We start from the raw sequence: 15,363 nt of genomic DNA on the forward strand, positions 1-15,363 counted from the left end.
ACAATCCATTTGATAAGCTAGATATGCTAATAAATTAGGAGGAAAAACCATGGATGAATACAACAACTTAAAAAAGGGTGAAAAAGGAGCCTGGATTAGTATAATCGCTTATTTATGTTTGGCTGCCCTGAAATTGATTATCGCTTCATTTGGTAATTCCTCGGCATTACGTGCAGATGGATTAAATAATACAACGGATGTGCTTGCTTCCATTGCTGTATTAATTGGATTAAGGATATCTAGAAAGCCACCCGATTCTGATCATCACTATGGTCACTATCGTGCAGAATTAATTGCTTCCCTCATTGCGGCTTTTATTATGATTTCGGTAGGTTTACAAGTAATTTTTGCAACTACCCAGTCTATAATTTATTCAAATTATGAACAGCCTTCAATGCTGACCGGATGGACAGCTTTAATTGCTTCTTTTGTAATGTTTGGCGTTTATCGTTATAATCTTCAATTATCTAAAAAAGTGAATAGTACATCTTTATATGCAGCGGCGCAAGATAATAAATCAGATGCACTCGTAAGTATTGGTGCATTTATTGGAATTATCGGTGCTCAATTCGGACTATTTTGGCTAGATCCTATTACTGGATTTATTGTTGGATTAATTATTTGTAAAACGGCTTGGGAAATTTTTCGTGATGCAAGTCATACGCTAACAGACGGATTTGATGAAGATCTATTAGAAGAGATTAAAGTTAGTATTAACCAAGATGAAGATGTGTTAGAGGTCAAAGATATTAAAGGTCGTTTACATGGAAATCAAGTGCTAGTAGAAATTACATTATATGTAGATCCACGCTTAACTGTAGAACAAAGTCACCATATTACAGATAGAATAGAAGAGCTATTATCTGAAAAACATGATGTACCACATGCACATATTCACATTGAGCCATATCCTAGTAATGAAAAGTAAAACCTCATTTAGCAACGAAATAGGTTGAATAACCTCTCATCACTAAATGAGGCTCTTATTAAGGTTACAACATCAAAAATAAAAATACTGTCAGTGTAGACCCTAAAACTACAATGATGACATTTGCACGTACGATAGCTAAAATTACCGCAATTACAGCTCCGGTTAACCCTATCCATGGCTTATCTGGAATAACGGATAACACTCCAGGGAAAATTAATGCACCTAGAGCAGCATATGGAATAATATCCAGCCACTGATTGACCCATTTTGGAAATGGTATTCGATCAATGATAAAAATTGGCAAGAAACGAGGAATCATTGTGACTAAGGACATACCTATAATAATAAACACCATCACATCGTTTTCCCCCTTATAATAAATACACCAATCAAACTTGCAAGTAATGTACTACATACAATGCTCCATCCTTGATCAATAGAAAACGTATAAGAAAAAATATAATTAAAAATCATGGCTAATCCAGCAACATAACCATAACGGATTTCTTTTTTTACAGATGGAATTAATAAGCCAATAAACATCGCATACAATGCTATCCCCATACTTTGACTTAAAGTAGCCGGAATAACATCTCCTAGCATACCACCTAAAAATGATCCAATCACCCACGAAGCATAAGCAGATATAATTAAAGCGGCATAAAAATAGCCACCGTTTGTCTGTTCAGCTTCCTTTGTATGTAGTGAAGCAATGGAAAATGATTCATCTGTTAAGCCTAATGATAATGGTACTTTCCACTTTGCTTGTAAGCCTCTTGTACGATTTGCAAATGATAAACTCATAACAAAATGTCTAAAATTAAGGACGAAAGTTGCAATAATGATTTCTAATGAACCTGCACCTACCGTAATCATACTTACACCCATAAACTGGGCTGCACCTGCGTAAACTAGAATACTCATTGCTGTTAGTTCAATTAATGAAATTCCTGCCTGAGCCGCTAGAACACCGTATGTTATTGCAATCGGAAAATATCCTAAAACAATTGGTAATGCTGCCATAAACCCTTTCTTTAATAAAATCTTTTTATGCAGCTGCTCCTCGTTTAAATGATTGATTTCTTCTATCAAGCTACATCTCTCCAAGTTGTTATTTAAGATTTATGAAAAGATAAAAAAATACAGCACACATCTTTCATTGTGTGCCGTGTTTTATCCTTTAAAGTTCGTCTTGCTCTGTTAAAATCAACGGACCATCCTTTGTAACAACAACGGTATGTTCGAATTGAGCTGATCGTTCTCCGTCCACTGTTCTGGCAGTCCAATTGTTATTATCCATTTTACTGTGCCAAGAACCTTCATTTAACATTGGCTCTATTGTAATTACCATACCTTCTTTCAAACGAGCACCCTTCCCTGGTAAACCATAATGCGGAATATGTGGAGATTCATGTATCGTTGGTCCAATACCGTGACCAGTAAAGTCACGTACAACTGAAAATCCTTCTGCTTCTGCATATTGTTGTATTGCATGACCAATATCACCAATACGATTACCTACTATTGCTTGTTCAATCCCTTTATATAAAGATTCTTTTGTTACATCTAATAAATGAGCAGTCTTTTCGTCAGGCTCACCTACTACGTATGTCCAGGCAGAATCAGCTAAACCACCATTTAAATTAACTACCATATCGATCGTAACAATGTCTCCTTGATTTAATGGCTCCTTACGAGGAAAACCATGACAGATCTCGTCATTAATCGAAGCACAAGTTGCATACTCATAGCCGTTGTATCCTTTTTGCTCGGGTGTTGCACCATTGTCTGCTAAATATTTCTCCACGAACTGATCAATTTCATGTGTAGTTATACCAGGTTTAATCATTTTAGCTATTTCTTTATGACAAGAGGCTAACAACTCCCCCGCTTTTTTCATCATTTCTATTTCTCGTTCGCTTTTTCTAATAATCATTTCACAATCCTTCCTTTCTTATCTAACTATAGCTCATTTTTAACAAACTAGCCACAAGTCACACTTGGATTATTTGTTTTTATGTAAGTCTCTTTTCTTTTATTCATTACTACATTTTCTTCTAGAATGCATCGATTGTCAACACAATTAGAACAAAAATAAGGAACGCACTTATTGCGTCCCCTATTTCTGAAATTTAACATTCTTTTTGATTATTAGTAGCCGTAACCCCAAGAGGCACCAATGATAATCAATAAGATGAATAAAACAACAATCAACGCAAAGCCTGCACCATAATTATAACCTGCACTCATCTTGTAATTCCCTCCTTTACTTATTTCACTATAGGATATGTCGATAATAGCGAAGTGGGAAGCAAAATGACAAAAATGGGTGAATGACTTATTACCCAATTGAACACAATACTGAAACGGCATGAAGTGATAACTCTACAAGTAAGTTAAACTAGATGGGTTTACAATACATCCTTTACACTGTAGTACCCACCATTTTCAATTTTATTTGATTCCATTAGTATATTAATTAAAACCTGGGCTACTGTATCTGTACTTCTAAGTTTGTTATCTTTTTTATATTGTTGAAATTGATTAACATCCTGAAATGCGTCTTTTGATGTTGAACGAATTTCTTGCTGCATTTCAGTGTTCATAATGCTTGGATCAAAAATCATTACTTTGTTATCATTATCTAATTGACTTTGCTCTAATGCCACTGTCTTTGCAAAACGATTGATCCCGGCTTTCGTCGCACTGTATGCACTCCAACCATATACCGACCGATCTGCTGCTCCTGATGTAACATACACATTAATTAGAGGTAAATTAAATTTCTTCGATTTTTTTAAAACAATACTTGAAGCAACCATTGGAGCAATCAAGTTTACATTTACATGCGCAGTAATAGCCTCTGAAGTATATTGGTCAGCTGTGTTTATTGGATTAACCGTCCCAGCATTGTGAATAAGGTAAATATCAGTTATTTCTGGTCGATTACATTGATTAGCAATGATCGAAAAAACCCTTTCCACCTTTTCTACACGCGAAAGATCACACGTATAATGCTGGTAGGATACGCTATTTTCAATAGCTAAGTTTTCTAATTTAGTATTTTTACTACGAGATACACCAATCACGTGTACTCCTCGTTTCATTAATAATGCCGCAATTGATGCACCTAACCCTTTAGATGTGCCAGTAATTATTGCGTATTTCATTATTTCCCTCCTAAATTGAAATACTTCATTTTTTATTGAAATATAGTTTTATTCATAAAAAATTGTTATTTAGTAATGACTGATGATTCAATCGCATATTCAAACGCCTCAATAATGTCCTCAGCATCTTCAATACCTACAGAAATACGGACCAATCCTTCAGTTATTTGCAATTCATCTTGTACATGCTTTGGCAGCGCCCTATGCGAAGTAGCAATTGGATATGAAACAGAAGTTTCTACGCCCGCTAGTGTTGGTACAATTTTCACCCATTGTAAGGATTTAAAGAAAAGTTCCATATTACAATAATTCGTTAGATCAATGGATACAATGGCACCATTTCCTTTTGGCGTTACATACTTTGGGTAATAAACTTTTGAAACAGCACGATGTTGTGATAGTTTATTAGACAACTTTTGCGCATTGGCATTGTGCCTTTCCATACGCACACTAAGTGTTTTGATACCTCTAACTGCAAGCCAGGCATCAAATGGGCTTAGATTCGTACCAATATTAACAGCTTTTTCTCGTGCCTTTTCGATTAACTCCTTTTCACCTACCAAAACACCTGCAGTTACATCGCTATGACCTGCTAAATATTTGGTTGCACTATGCACAACCAAGTTAATCCCTTTATGATACGGCTGGCATAAGTAAGGAGTGGCAAACGTATTATCAATCATCGTGTAGAGTTGATATTCTTTTGCCATACTGACAATACGATCAAGATCCTCTACCCTGAGCAATGGATTAGTAATCGATTCTGTATAAAGTAATCGAGTATTTTCTCTAATACATGCTTCGATCTCTTTTGGTTGCGTAAAATCAACAAAGGATACATCTATTCCAAAATCTTTTAGCTCTTTAGCCAACAATTGATACGTACCACCGTAAATATCTGTAGCAGCAATAATATGATCCCCTGATTTTGCTACTGCAAGAATGCCAATTAAAATAGCAGATAGACCAGAGGATGTCGCTATCCCATCTGTTGCGTCTTCTAATTGAGCAACGGCTTGACCTAATTCATCAGTATTTGGATTTCCAACTCTTGAATATAAGTAATCTTGCTCGCCTTGATAAAACTTTTCTAAATCGTCTAGATCCGAAAATTTGAAAGCCGTTGTTTGGTAAATTGGTGTTACTTTACTATTTATTTTGTTTGTGTTTTTAATCGATAATTGAACTGATTTTGTATCAAAACGTTTCATTCTTATCCCCCCATATTAAACCATTACAATTGTCTGTACATTTTCTATTTATATTTCTATATATGGAATATAACCATGTATCTTTAAATTGACTTTACTTGACTCGTCTATTAAAACACCTTCATCTTCTAATAATTTTTTTTGATAGAGACCATGTTCCCCTGGCAAACTAATTTTCCCTTTACTATTAATGACTCGATGCCATGGTAATTCGTATTTTTCACTAGAACGATTCAAAATCCATGCGACTTGCCTTGCACTTCTTTTGTTCCCAGCCATTTCAGCAATTTGTCCATACGTCATTACTTTTCCTTTAGGTATTTGTAGAATAATTTGAATCACATTTGATGAAAATTGCATCATTACATCTATCCTTCTTTACAACTTTATCTAGCACATTATAGCATGAATTTTCTGATAAATAAATAAAAGCTATTCTCTAATATATTAGAAAATAGCTTTTATTTATTTATATCGATGAAGACCTTCAAATTGCTCACCCTCCCTTCTAAATTACTTAGGTCGCTTATCGATAATCGTTTGTTCTACCTCATAGACGTTCATCTTGCTCACTCCTTATTTATCCATTAAATAGAGTATAAGCAATTAGATACTATTTGATAACGGCAGGTGGAGGGATTTATTATCAGTCGATAGACGGGTCTATTCTAAGACCTTCACAGGTGAATTTAGTTTTTTAAAATCAACAAAGACAATAATAAAAAACTCCCTTGCAACTTACTAGTTAAAGTAAAGTTACAAGAGAGTTTATCATTTAGTCGTATTTAATGTGCAGCGTGGCCAGTAGTTAGAATCCAAATAGATCCTGCTACAATAACTACAGCTAAGAACACACTATATGAAATGTTGATTATATTAGCTACCTTTGCCTTACCCTCTGTCATATGCATGAACATGATTAACTGAACAAGTGCTTGGAAAATCGCAAATGCACCGATAATCCATAACTTAACGTTTGTAGTGAAATCTGTTTCAAATGCAATAAATAATGCGAATAAAGTTAACGCAATGGACAATAGAAATCCTATGACATGATTCATTGGAAAATGTTTTTTCATCTTACATCAGTCCTTTCAGATACACAAAGGTAAAGATAAAGATCCACACAACATCTAGGAAGTGCCAGTATAAACTGACAATGAAAAACTTACGTGCTGTTACGGCTGTAATTCCACGTCTTACAACTTGAATGATTAACGCGATAACCCAACCAATACCAAGCGCAACGTGAACCCCGTGTGTACCTAATAGTGTAAGGAATGCAGAGCCAAATGCACTTGTCTGCAATGTAAGACCTTCGTGTATATAGTGATTAAACTCGTTAATCTCATAATATAAAAATCCTAAGCCAAGTAGTAATGTCGCAACTGTCCAAAACAACATTGCATTTTTATTATTACCACGCATTTGATGGATAGCTAATCCCATCGTGAAACTACTTGTTAGAAGTAAAAATGTTTCAATTAATACATCTTTTAAAATGAATAAATCGCTTTGTGTTGGCCCACCAGCATAGCTTTGTTCTAAAACAAAGTATGTTGCAAATAAAGTAGAGAACAACACAATCTCAGCACCTAAGAAAATCCAAAAGCCTAGAATATTCATCTCATTTTGCTTTGTACTATACTCTAATGGTGTTGACGTTTGTGATGCCATTATAGATCACCTCTCCACTTTTGTTCTGTTTCCCATACCTTTTTAGCAGGAATATGGTATCCATCATCATAATCAAAGGAATTCGCAATTAATCCTCCAATAATAAGAACAGAGAATATTGCCGCTAAAGTAACCCATTCAAAGACTAAGAAGAAACCAACAATACCCATTGCCACACTTAGTATAATCGGAATAGCCGAGTTACTTGGCATATGAATATCTTTAACGTCTTCTTTCTTGATCGTATTTCTTCCTTGTTTTTTCATTAACCAGAACTCATCATGATCTGTTACTTGAGGAGTAATGGCGAAATTGTATTCTTGTACTGGTGAAGCAGTTGCCCACTCTAACGTACGGGCATCCCAAGGATCTCCACCGATATCACGTGAAGCATATCTAAAGCTCCAGTAGATGTTATAAACTAATGCTGCGAAACCAGCAGCAAGTACTAGAGAACCAACAGCTGAAATCCCTAATAACGGTCCCCAACCTGTGCTTTCAGAGTAGGTGTACATACGACGAGACATTCCGTCTAATCCTACAAAGAACATTGGCATAAATGTTAAGTTAAAGCCTATTACAAATAGCCAGAAATGCCATTTACCAATCTTTTCATTTAGTTTAAAACCAAACATTTTTGGCCACCAGTAGTACAGCCCTGCAAATACCGCGAATACAACACCAGGGATCAATGTATAGTGGAAGTGGGCAACTAAGAACAGCGTATTATGATACTGATAGTCGGCAGCTGCCATAGCGAGCATAACACCTGTAACCCCACCAATAGTAAAGTTCGGTATAAATGCTAGTGCCCAAAGCATCGCATTGGTGAACTTAATCCTTCCTTTACGCATAGTAAAGAGCCAGTTAAATATTTTTACACCAGTAGGTATTGCAATCATCATCGTTGTAATTGAGAATACAGAGTTAACTGCTGCACTGTTCCCCATTGTATAGAAGTGGTGAACCCATACAAGCATACTTAAAAATGCAATTGCTACAATGGAAACTACCATTGCTGTATAACCGAACAAATTCTTTCTTGAGAATGTTGCAATTACTTCAGAGAACATACCGAATGCCGGTAGTACAACGATATAAACTTCTGGGTGACCCCATAGCCAAAATAGGTTTAACCATAGCATTGGATCTCCGCCACCAGCTACCGTAAAGAAGTGAGCACCAAAAATTCGATCTAAAGTCATCAGAGCTAAAGCTACAGTAAAGATCGGGAATGCTGCAACAATAAGTACAGAAGTTACCAATGTAGTCCAAGAGAACATCGGCATTTTCATTAACTTCATTCCTGGGGCACGCATTTTCAGAATAGTAACAATAAAGTTAATACCTGAAGCTAACGTCCCTACACCTGCGATTTGAAGTGCAATCGCATAATAGTTGTTTCCTACATCAGGAGAGAATTCCGAACCTGCTAGTGGGAAATATGATGTCCAACCAGCATCAGGTGAACCCCCGATAACAAATGAAATATTAAATAGCATAGCACCAACAAAGAATGTCCAAAAGCTTAATGCGTTAAGCTTTGGAAATGCTACGTCTCTTGCACCAATTTGAAGTGGCATAACCACGTTTATAATACCTATTAACAACGGCATTGCCATGAAAAGAATCATAACTACACCATGTGTTGTAAATACTTCATCATAATGCTGTGCATCTAAGAATTCCATGTTTGGACGTGAAGTTTGGGCTTTCATCATCAAGCCATCTACTCCACCACGGAAGAACATTAATACACCAGCAATAATATACATAATACCTATCTTCTTATGGTCAACAGTTGTAAACCATTCATTCCATAACCATTTCCATTTCTTTAAATAGGTGATTAGCACAACTAATCCAACCATTGTTAAACCAATTGCAATTTGCGATCCTAGGATTAGAGGATCACCTGTTACGAAAAATTCATCTAGTTTCATTATTTGTTCACCTCCGGGTAAAAATTAGTCTATTCTTTCTCATTCGATTCACTGTCTGTGACCGAATCATCATCTGCTTTTTTATTTTCAATCAAATGACCTTCATACGCTTCTGGATCTATATATTTTTCTGATCCGCCATGTGCGTGGTCAATCCATTGTAAGTGTGTTCCATTATATGTTTCTCGACCAATAACTGTAGGCTGAAGAATCTCTGCATATTTCTCTTCAGTTAATTCATTTGCAGTATTCTTAACTTCATCGACCCATTCATTAAACTTGCTAGGAGACTCTGCAACTACTTCAAAATCCATATGTGCGTAACCTTCACCGTTAAAGTTTGTGTTACGTCCAATGTACTCTCCTTCTCGGTCTGCAACTAAATATAGTTGCGTCTGCATATTTGCCATCGTGTACTTTTGACCACCAAGCGATGGAATCCAGAACGACTGCATCGTGCCGGCAGATGTCATTTTAAAATGAATCGGACGATTAGCAGGAATATTAATGTAATTCACAGTTTCGATATCTTGTTCAGGATAACTAAATATCCATTTCCAGTCTGCAGATGTTACATGAATAACTAAAGGCTCTTGATCTTCATAACCTTCAGGAATATCCTCTACATCGGAAATAGTAATAACTGTAGGAATAGTAAGGGCAATAACAATAATAACTGGGATTATAAACCAAGTTACCTCTAATGCTTTACTTCCTTCTTCATATGGAGGTTCGTAATCTTTATTGTCCTCTCTCTCACGATATTTCCAGACTATTATTCCAAATAATATATAGACTGTCACTACAATAACTGCCATAAAAATAATTGAAAAAATAATTAGATCAGATAAATTACGTGCGACTGGTCCTTGTGGATCGAATACCGTTAACGGCTCACAAGCAGTCAACGCTAATGTTGCCACGAATAAAATAAATAGTTTCATTACAGAACGAACACGCTTCATTTCATTCTCTCCTTTCCCTTTCATCCTCTTATTATCATACTACCACTCTACGAATAACAAAAGTTATTATACTTAAATATATGGAAAGTGTAAATACTTTTCCACAGCAAATATATTTTAACAATTATTATTAAATAAGTATTAAAAAAACGTTAAATGTCATAAAAAGTTCACAATTAGATGTGACAAAAATAAAAACACCCATAAAAATGGATGTTTTTAGGTTATTCTTTATGTTTTAGGCTAATCGTTTAATGCTTTTTCCAAAGCTTTTAAGTTTTTTTCCATAATAGAAAAATAAGTCTGATTGTCTTTCATTTCTTCATCAGTAAGCACCTCAAGGTTATGCAGCTGCAACGTCTCTACTCCTGCTTCTTGTTGAATGACTGAAGCTAATCGAGATGAAACATTTTGTTCAAAAAATAAATATTTTATGTTTTTCTCTTCAATGGTTTGAAGTATTTGCTCGATTTCTTTTTGTGATGGTTCATCAGATGAAGATAAACCAGTTATAGCTACTTGCTTTAACCCATAAGCTTTTTCCCAATAACCATAGGCAGCATGTGAAACAAGGATTTCTTTCTTATTTGCATGATCTATTACAGTATGAAACTCTGAATCAAGGTTACTAAGCTTACTAGTCAACTGCTGAAAATTTTCCTCAAAGTTTGTTTCTTTTTCTGGCATTTGTTCGATTAGTGCATCTTTAATTGTGTTTGCAAGTTCAATAGACAACATAGGATCTAACCAAACATGGGGATCTACGTCTCCGTGATCGTGTGAATCACTTTCTGTTTTATGTGTCGAATCTTCTAACCCTTCTTGATCGTTATCGTGACCTTCATGCTCATGTGTATGAGTTAATAAATCCATGTCTTTTGTTGCTTGAATTATTTTTACCTCTTCATTTTCAAGCGTATCTTTAATGGTTTCCGCATAACTTTCTAAATTTGCTCCATTGTTTATAAACAGGTCAGACTCAGCAATATCAACCATCATTTTCGAAGTTGGCTCAAAAGAATGTGGGTCAGCACCTGCTGGTAGAATCGAATTTACATCTACATAGGAACCACCTATTTCCGAAGTAAAGAAAGCAAGTGGATAAATCGTTGTATATACTTCTAATTGATCTTGGCTTTCCACACCATTATTAGTTTCCGCTACTTCTTTTTCACTACAAGCAGAAATAATTAAGAATAAGCTAATTATTAATAACAATTTAGATTTCTTTTTCAAGTCAATCGCTCCCTAATATAAATTACTAAAAAAATTATATAGGAATGATTACGTTTTGTAAATAGTAATTGTTACGTTTTATTAAAAGTATTACTATTTTTTTTAATAAAACTAACTATAAATAATAATAAAGGTATGAAAAAACCTACTATAATAGTTATTGGAACATATGTGGTATGATCAAAATCATAAAATGTACTATTGTAACCATTATATGCACACGAGAAAATTAAATAGGAAATTGGAATGGTCCATATTTTATCGTCCTTTGTTTTTGTTATATGCTTTATCCCCTTCATCAAAACATATAATGAAGTACATATCTTAAAAAAATTGGTAAAAAACCAAATAAATGCACCAATTCCTTCTATTCGTTGTATAAATGAAGCAATATTAATTTTTTGACCTAACACATAAATAGGATATGTATAATCTGAGGTTGGCTCAACACCTAACACCAAAATACATAATAGCGTGATGAAGGTAATCATTAAGCTTGCTGGTATTGACCCAATTAAGAAGTACTTATTTAATTTTTCTTTTTCATCTACATCATCCATGATCCCAAGAAGGATAACTAATTCTAAAAAAGTAAAAGATAGAATGGAGATTCCTCCAAGGAAGAGATTAAGCTTATTTGATTTTAAAATAGGAAGTACATTTTCAATTCTTACTTCAGGTAACACCATCACACATAACAAAATTAAGCTGAGAACAATGAATGGAAAAAAAACTTCTGCTGTTCGCGTCAATACTTCAATTCCACTCCGAACGGCAATAACAGCCGTAGATATATTCATAAAGATGACCACAGTTGATGGTGTGCCTACTAAGATTTGCACCGAAATAAACTGTGTCACCGTCCACAAATTAGCACTAATATTTAAAAATACATAACTCATAAAAATAAGAATGATTAGTAAACCTAATTTTTTGCCTAGTAATTTCTCAATGAGAGAATAGATATTGGTACCTTTGTTCTTTAAAAACAAGAGAGTATACATTAAAACAACAAATATACCAACAAAAGTCGTTACTAATACAATAATCCAAGCATTTTGCTCTCCATAATTTGCAGCAACTGTTGGAATGAAAATAATCGACGTACCGATTAAATTCACAAAAGCTAACATTGCAAATTGTTTCACGCTAATTTTTTCTATCATTTATATCACCAGCTTATTATTATTGATTAAATAGATGCATGAAAGGGCTTGAAATTGGATGCATCGCCCAGATGTAAGCATCAACAATTCTAAAATCAATCACTTCTCCAATTTGCAACGTTAGTAGTGGTGCAACGACTACCATGCATACAGCAAAAATGTAACTTTCTTTCTTATTCTTTGTTGAGCGAATTCGCTTTAACTCTAAATAAAAGATGAGGATAGAAAAAGCACCTAGATAAAACATAATTGTTTTTAGTCCTCTTTTCGATTTTCCTTAATTTTATAGAAAAATGGTTTTTTAATTACACCAGAGTTCTCCAGATTAGCGGATACATTTATTTTTACAGGTAAGTCAATAAATTGCTCTGTCCAATCATCTTCCCATTCTTTCCATTTATCATAATTGTACTGCTTTATATTTTCACCAAACCCAAAAATATCAGCTTTCATTTCTTTCGCTCTATCTATGCTCAATTGGCACAGTTGCTTGATCTTAGTTTCAACAGCCGCTTCAATTTGTTTTACATCAGATTGATTTTCGATTCTAAAATTTGTATCTACATCTCCGACACTTATTTCACTTGAAATGTCTATATGCATTTCCGTTTTACCTTTATTATCTTTAAACTTAAGAGATGTATTACTCTTCTTAATTTCTAAAGCTAACAAGCCATCTTTTAATTTAACAGAGACTAATGAATTTTTTACTTCATCTGTTATATAATTAAAACCTTTACTCTCTTCTTCATTCAGCCAACCGATTAATTGATCACTGTTAAAGACAGCCAGATGATCAATATACACCAATGCATCAGGAGATATCTTCTCTACATTTTCTAACCTTGATCCACTTTCCATATTTCCTTTCATATATGCTCCGGTAACAACGGCCTGTTTACTCTTACTAATTACCGTATTTATCAAATTATCTATATACATCAATTTACCGATTCCAAGGAAATCATGTGTTGCTTCGATACTGCTTATCACTTTATTTGCAGGTATTTTTTCTAAAGGCGTGAATATCGTCATCAATTGTTCAGCCGTACTTCCTCTTGCAACAATAACCATAAAGTCGGTTCTAAGCTCATGGTCTCGAACTAGAAAATCAAGTGAGTCTCCTATTCCTTCTTTTGCCACCTCTTCGCCATAAATAACAAGACGTAAATGACTAAGAAACACTTTTCTTGGAGTCACTTTTGTTAATTGTCGTAACGCTTCAAAAATTGTTTTGCCTGTCGCAGAATAATTACTAATTGCAGATTGTGTAGTAATATTAGTTCCACCAGCTATTTCATTTGGATTAAGCACTTGTAAAGTTACTTGAAATTCATCATCAATTTTATCTATTCCTAAAGTAGTCGCTAGAGTAATGTCTGTCAGTTCACGCGAGCTCCAACATCCAGTTAAAATACTCAATACAATAATTAACTGTACAAGTAATAACTTATTTCTCATCTTATTCAACCTCTTTGTTTAATTAGGTTTTTTCTGTTTTGTTTTTTTCCATATAGGCAAGCGCAATAGCGTATCTGTTTGTGCCTCCTTATTAAAAGGAGCAATCGGGGTTAAATATGGCATCCCGAATGAACGTAATCCAACTAAATGCATGACTATAAGAAGTAAACCAATGAATATACCAAACAATCCAAAGGTAGCCGCTAAGGTCATAAAACCAAATCGCAAAATTCGAATAGATATTCCAAAGTTATAACTTGGAAACACAAAGCTTGATATCGCAGTCAAAGAAACGACAATAACCATCATTGCTGATACAATCCCAGCTTCCACAGTAGCTTGTCCTAAAACTAACGCTCCGACGATGGAGATGGCTGATCCAATCGTGGTTGGTAAACGAATGCCCGCTTCTCGAAGTAACTCAAACGTAATCTCCATAAGAACGGCTTCACCAAAAGCTGGAAATGGTATTCCTTCTCGCTGAGCAGCTAAACTAATCAATAAAGTGGTAGGAATCATTTCTTGATGGAAAGTAGTTAATGCAATATAAATAGACGGTGTCAATAATGAAAGAAACAAAGCTAATGTTCGAAGCCATCTTAATAAAGTTGCAATATCACTACGCTGATAGTAATCCTCTGGTGACTGCAAAAAATGCTTAAATAATACCGGTACAAGTAATACATCGGGAGTTCCATCGACAAAAATAGCAATTCTCCCTTCTAAAATTCCAGCAGCAATCGCATCAGGTCGTTCTGTATTATATACTGTCGGGAAAGGTGTATAAGTTTCATCTTGAATAAACTCCTCAATATTTCCACTTTCTAAAATCGAGTTCACCTCAATTTTAGAGAGCCTTTCCTCAACCTCTGTTACTAAATCAGAACTAACAACGCCATTTAAGTAAGCATAAACAACTGTCGTATGTGTTTTTGAACCAATCACTTTCTTTTTCGACCATAAGTTTGGGTCTTTGATCCTTTTTCTTACTAATGCAACATTTGTATCTATTGACTCTGTAAAAGAATCTTTAGGACCTCTAACAACTTGCTGGGTGGTTGTTTGCTGCACACCTCTACTTGTCTGGTCTCCTTGTGTTTTAATTGAAAATCCACTCGTCTTGCCATCTATAAAGAAAACAGTATCACCATTTAATATCGCTAGTATTAACTCTTCTATTGTTTGTAACTCTTCAGCAATCAAACTAAATTCCTGATAGATTGATTGTATATCTTTTGGTGTTTGAGCAACTTCTTGTTTCGTCTGTTCATCCATTTCAATCATTAAAGTTTCTAATACCATATTCTGAATAATTTTTTGATCTACTAAACCATTTATGTACAGAAGTACCATCGAAATCTGATTTTGTTTGTCTACAGATATTGTCCTACTCGTTATATCTGCACTTTCCCCCAAGGCTTGATATATTACTTGTTTATTTTCTGCTGCATTACTAGTTAAGTTTATGTTTTGTTTCTTGTCGCTTTTTTTTTGAAAAAAAGACATCGTATACATCCTCAATGTGAATTTTATAAAGGTACTGTAGTAGATGTAGTTTATACAAATTGTTTTTTTTTATACTTTTGCATTGTACCATTGCATT

At 34.6% G+C, this 15,363-nt stretch carries 17 protein-coding genes; 1 reads left to right on the plus strand and 16 read right to left on the minus strand.

The window, feature by feature from the left end; genetic code table 11:
* The first annotated feature begins 49 nt into the window (after positions 1–49).
* Positions 50–928 carry a cation diffusion facilitator family transporter gene (locus tag HP569_RS09155; RefSeq protein ID WP_182200874.1) on the plus strand — a complete coding sequence of 293 codons (879 nt, stop codon included), beginning with the start codon at positions 50–52 and terminating at the stop codon, positions 926–928.
* A gap of 64 nt (positions 929–992) precedes the next feature.
* On the opposite strand, the gene HP569_RS09160 is transcribed toward HP569_RS09155, so the two are convergent.
* The 16 genes from HP569_RS09160 to HP569_RS09235 all read right to left on the minus strand — a co-directional run bounded on the left by HP569_RS09160 (position 993) and on the right by HP569_RS09235 (position 15,266).
* Positions 993–1,286, minus strand: a complete 294-nt coding sequence (locus HP569_RS09160) for an AzlD domain-containing protein (protein ID WP_343051117.1) — start codon at positions 1,284–1,286, stop codon at positions 993–995.
* Positions 1,286–2,023, minus strand: coding sequence for an AzlC family ABC transporter permease (locus tag HP569_RS09165; RefSeq protein ID WP_425501857.1), 738 nt, complete (start codon positions 2,021–2,023; stop codon positions 1,286–1,288). Before HP569_RS09165 ends, HP569_RS09160 begins: the two co-directional genes overlap by 1 nt.
* Before the next feature lie 88 nt (positions 2,024–2,111).
* Positions 2,112–2,867: a type I methionyl aminopeptidase gene (map, locus tag HP569_RS09170; protein WP_182200876.1), complete on the minus strand. Its 756-nt coding sequence runs from the start codon at positions 2,865–2,867 to the stop codon at positions 2,112–2,114.
* A gap of 215 nt (positions 2,868–3,082) precedes the next feature.
* Entirely contained in the window at positions 3,083–3,181 is a 99-nt protein-coding gene (locus HP569_RS09175; protein WP_079709084.1) for a YjcZ family sporulation protein, read from the minus strand.
* Positions 3,182–3,342: 161 nt separating this feature from the next.
* A complete protein-coding gene (locus HP569_RS09180) occupies positions 3,343–4,101 on the minus strand; it encodes a (S)-benzoin forming benzil reductase (protein WP_182200877.1) in 759 nt (252 codons plus the stop codon).
* 65 nt (positions 4,102–4,166) lie between these two features.
* On the minus strand, positions 4,167–5,312 hold the full coding sequence (locus tag HP569_RS09185) for a trans-sulfuration enzyme family protein (RefSeq protein ID WP_182200878.1): 1,146 nt from the start codon (positions 5,310–5,312) through the stop codon (positions 4,167–4,169).
* 48 nt (positions 5,313–5,360) lie between these two features.
* Positions 5,361–5,675, minus strand: coding sequence for an MGMT family protein (locus HP569_RS09190; protein ID WP_182200879.1), 315 nt, complete (start codon positions 5,673–5,675; stop codon positions 5,361–5,363).
* A 422-nt stretch (positions 5,676–6,097) separates the two neighbouring features.
* Positions 6,098–6,391, minus strand: coding sequence for a cytochrome aa3 quinol oxidase subunit IV (qoxD, locus tag HP569_RS09195; protein ID WP_182200880.1), 294 nt, complete (start codon positions 6,389–6,391; stop codon positions 6,098–6,100).
* 1 nt (position 6,392) lies between these two features.
* Positions 6,393–6,989 carry a cytochrome aa3 quinol oxidase subunit III gene (gene qoxC / locus HP569_RS09200; protein ID WP_182200881.1) on the minus strand — a complete coding sequence of 199 codons (597 nt, stop codon included), beginning with the start codon at positions 6,987–6,989 and terminating at the stop codon, positions 6,393–6,395.
* Entirely contained in the window at positions 6,989–8,932 is a 1,944-nt protein-coding gene (gene qoxB, locus HP569_RS09205; RefSeq protein ID WP_182200882.1) for a cytochrome aa3 quinol oxidase subunit I, read from the minus strand. Before qoxB ends, qoxC begins: the two co-directional genes overlap by 1 nt.
* 29 nt (positions 8,933–8,961) lie before the next feature.
* Positions 8,962–9,897, minus strand: a complete 936-nt coding sequence (gene qoxA, locus HP569_RS09210; protein ID WP_182200883.1) for a cytochrome aa3 quinol oxidase subunit II — start codon at positions 9,895–9,897, stop codon at positions 8,962–8,964.
* 243 nt (positions 9,898–10,140) lie between these two features.
* Entirely contained in the window at positions 10,141–11,133 is a 993-nt protein-coding gene (locus tag HP569_RS09215) for a metal ABC transporter solute-binding protein, Zn/Mn family (RefSeq protein ID WP_182200884.1), read from the minus strand.
* Positions 11,134–11,204: 71 nt separating this feature from the next.
* Positions 11,205–12,299, minus strand: a complete 1,095-nt coding sequence (locus tag HP569_RS09220; protein WP_182200885.1) for a GerAB/ArcD/ProY family transporter — start codon at positions 12,297–12,299, stop codon at positions 11,205–11,207.
* A 19-nt stretch (positions 12,300–12,318) separates the two neighbouring features.
* Positions 12,319–12,546, minus strand: coding sequence for a hypothetical protein (locus HP569_RS09225; RefSeq protein WP_182200886.1), 228 nt, complete (start codon positions 12,544–12,546; stop codon positions 12,319–12,321).
* Positions 12,547–12,554: 8 nt separating this feature from the next.
* Complete coding sequence (locus tag HP569_RS09230; RefSeq protein WP_182200887.1) at positions 12,555–13,760, minus strand: Ger(x)C family spore germination protein; 1,206 nt, start codon at positions 13,758–13,760, stop codon at positions 12,555–12,557.
* 18 nt (positions 13,761–13,778) lie between these two features.
* Positions 13,779–15,266 carry a spore germination protein gene (locus tag HP569_RS09235; protein ID WP_246367059.1) on the minus strand — a complete coding sequence of 496 codons (1,488 nt, stop codon included), beginning with the start codon at positions 15,264–15,266 and terminating at the stop codon, positions 13,779–13,781.
* Positions 15,267–15,363 lie beyond the last annotated feature (97 nt).

It is taken from the genome of Paraliobacillus salinarum (assembly GCF_014083865.1).
GTDB lineage: Bacteria > Bacillota > Bacilli > Bacillales > Amphibacillaceae > Paraliobacillus > Paraliobacillus salinarum.

What these genes read in the sequence shown, in the direction of transcription:
- HP569_RS09185 (WP_182200878.1), bottom strand. Translation starts at nt 5,312, where the DNA reads ATGAAACGTTTTGATACAAAATCAGTTCAATTATCGATTAAAAACACA.
- map (WP_182200876.1), bottom strand. Translation starts at nt 2,867, where the DNA reads ATGATTATTAGAAAAAGCGAACGAGAAATAGAAATGATGAAAAAAGCG.
- HP569_RS09160 (WP_343051117.1), bottom strand. Translation starts at nt 1,286, where the DNA reads ATGGTGTTTATTATTATAGGTATGTCCTTAGTCACAATGATTCCTCGT.
- HP569_RS09180 (WP_182200877.1), bottom strand. Translation starts at nt 4,101, where the DNA reads ATGAAATACGCAATAATTACTGGCACATCTAAAGGGTTAGGTGCATCA.
- qoxC (WP_182200881.1), bottom strand. Translation starts at nt 6,989, where the DNA reads ATGGCATCACAAACGTCAACACCATTAGAGTATAGTACAAAGCAAAAT.
- qoxA (WP_182200883.1), bottom strand. Translation starts at nt 9,897, where the DNA reads ATGAAGCGTGTTCGTTCTGTAATGAAACTATTTATTTTATTCGTGGCA.
- HP569_RS09230 (WP_182200887.1), bottom strand. Translation starts at nt 13,760, where the DNA reads ATGAGAAATAAGTTATTACTTGTACAGTTAATTATTGTATTGAGTATT.
- HP569_RS09225 (WP_182200886.1), bottom strand. Translation starts at nt 12,546, where the DNA reads ATGTTTTATCTAGGTGCTTTTTCTATCCTCATCTTTTATTTAGAGTTA.
- HP569_RS09220 (WP_182200885.1), bottom strand. Translation starts at nt 12,299, where the DNA reads ATGATAGAAAAAATTAGCGTGAAACAATTTGCAATGTTAGCTTTTGTG.
- qoxD (WP_182200880.1), bottom strand. Translation starts at nt 6,391, where the DNA reads ATGAAAAAACATTTTCCAATGAATCATGTCATAGGATTTCTATTGTCC.
- qoxB (WP_182200882.1), bottom strand. Translation starts at nt 8,932, where the DNA reads ATGAAACTAGATGAATTTTTCGTAACAGGTGATCCTCTAATCCTAGGA.
- HP569_RS09235 (WP_246367059.1), bottom strand. Translation starts at nt 15,266, where the DNA reads ATGTCTTTTTTTCAAAAAAAAAGCGACAAGAAACAAAACATAAACTTA.
- HP569_RS09155 (WP_182200874.1), top strand. Translation starts at nt 50, where the DNA reads ATGGATGAATACAACAACTTAAAAAAGGGTGAAAAAGGAGCCTGGATT.
- HP569_RS09190 (WP_182200879.1), bottom strand. Translation starts at nt 5,675, where the DNA reads ATGATGCAATTTTCATCAAATGTGATTCAAATTATTCTACAAATACCT.
- HP569_RS09175 (WP_079709084.1), bottom strand. Translation starts at nt 3,181, where the DNA reads ATGAGTGCAGGTTATAATTATGGTGCAGGCTTTGCGTTGATTGTTGTT.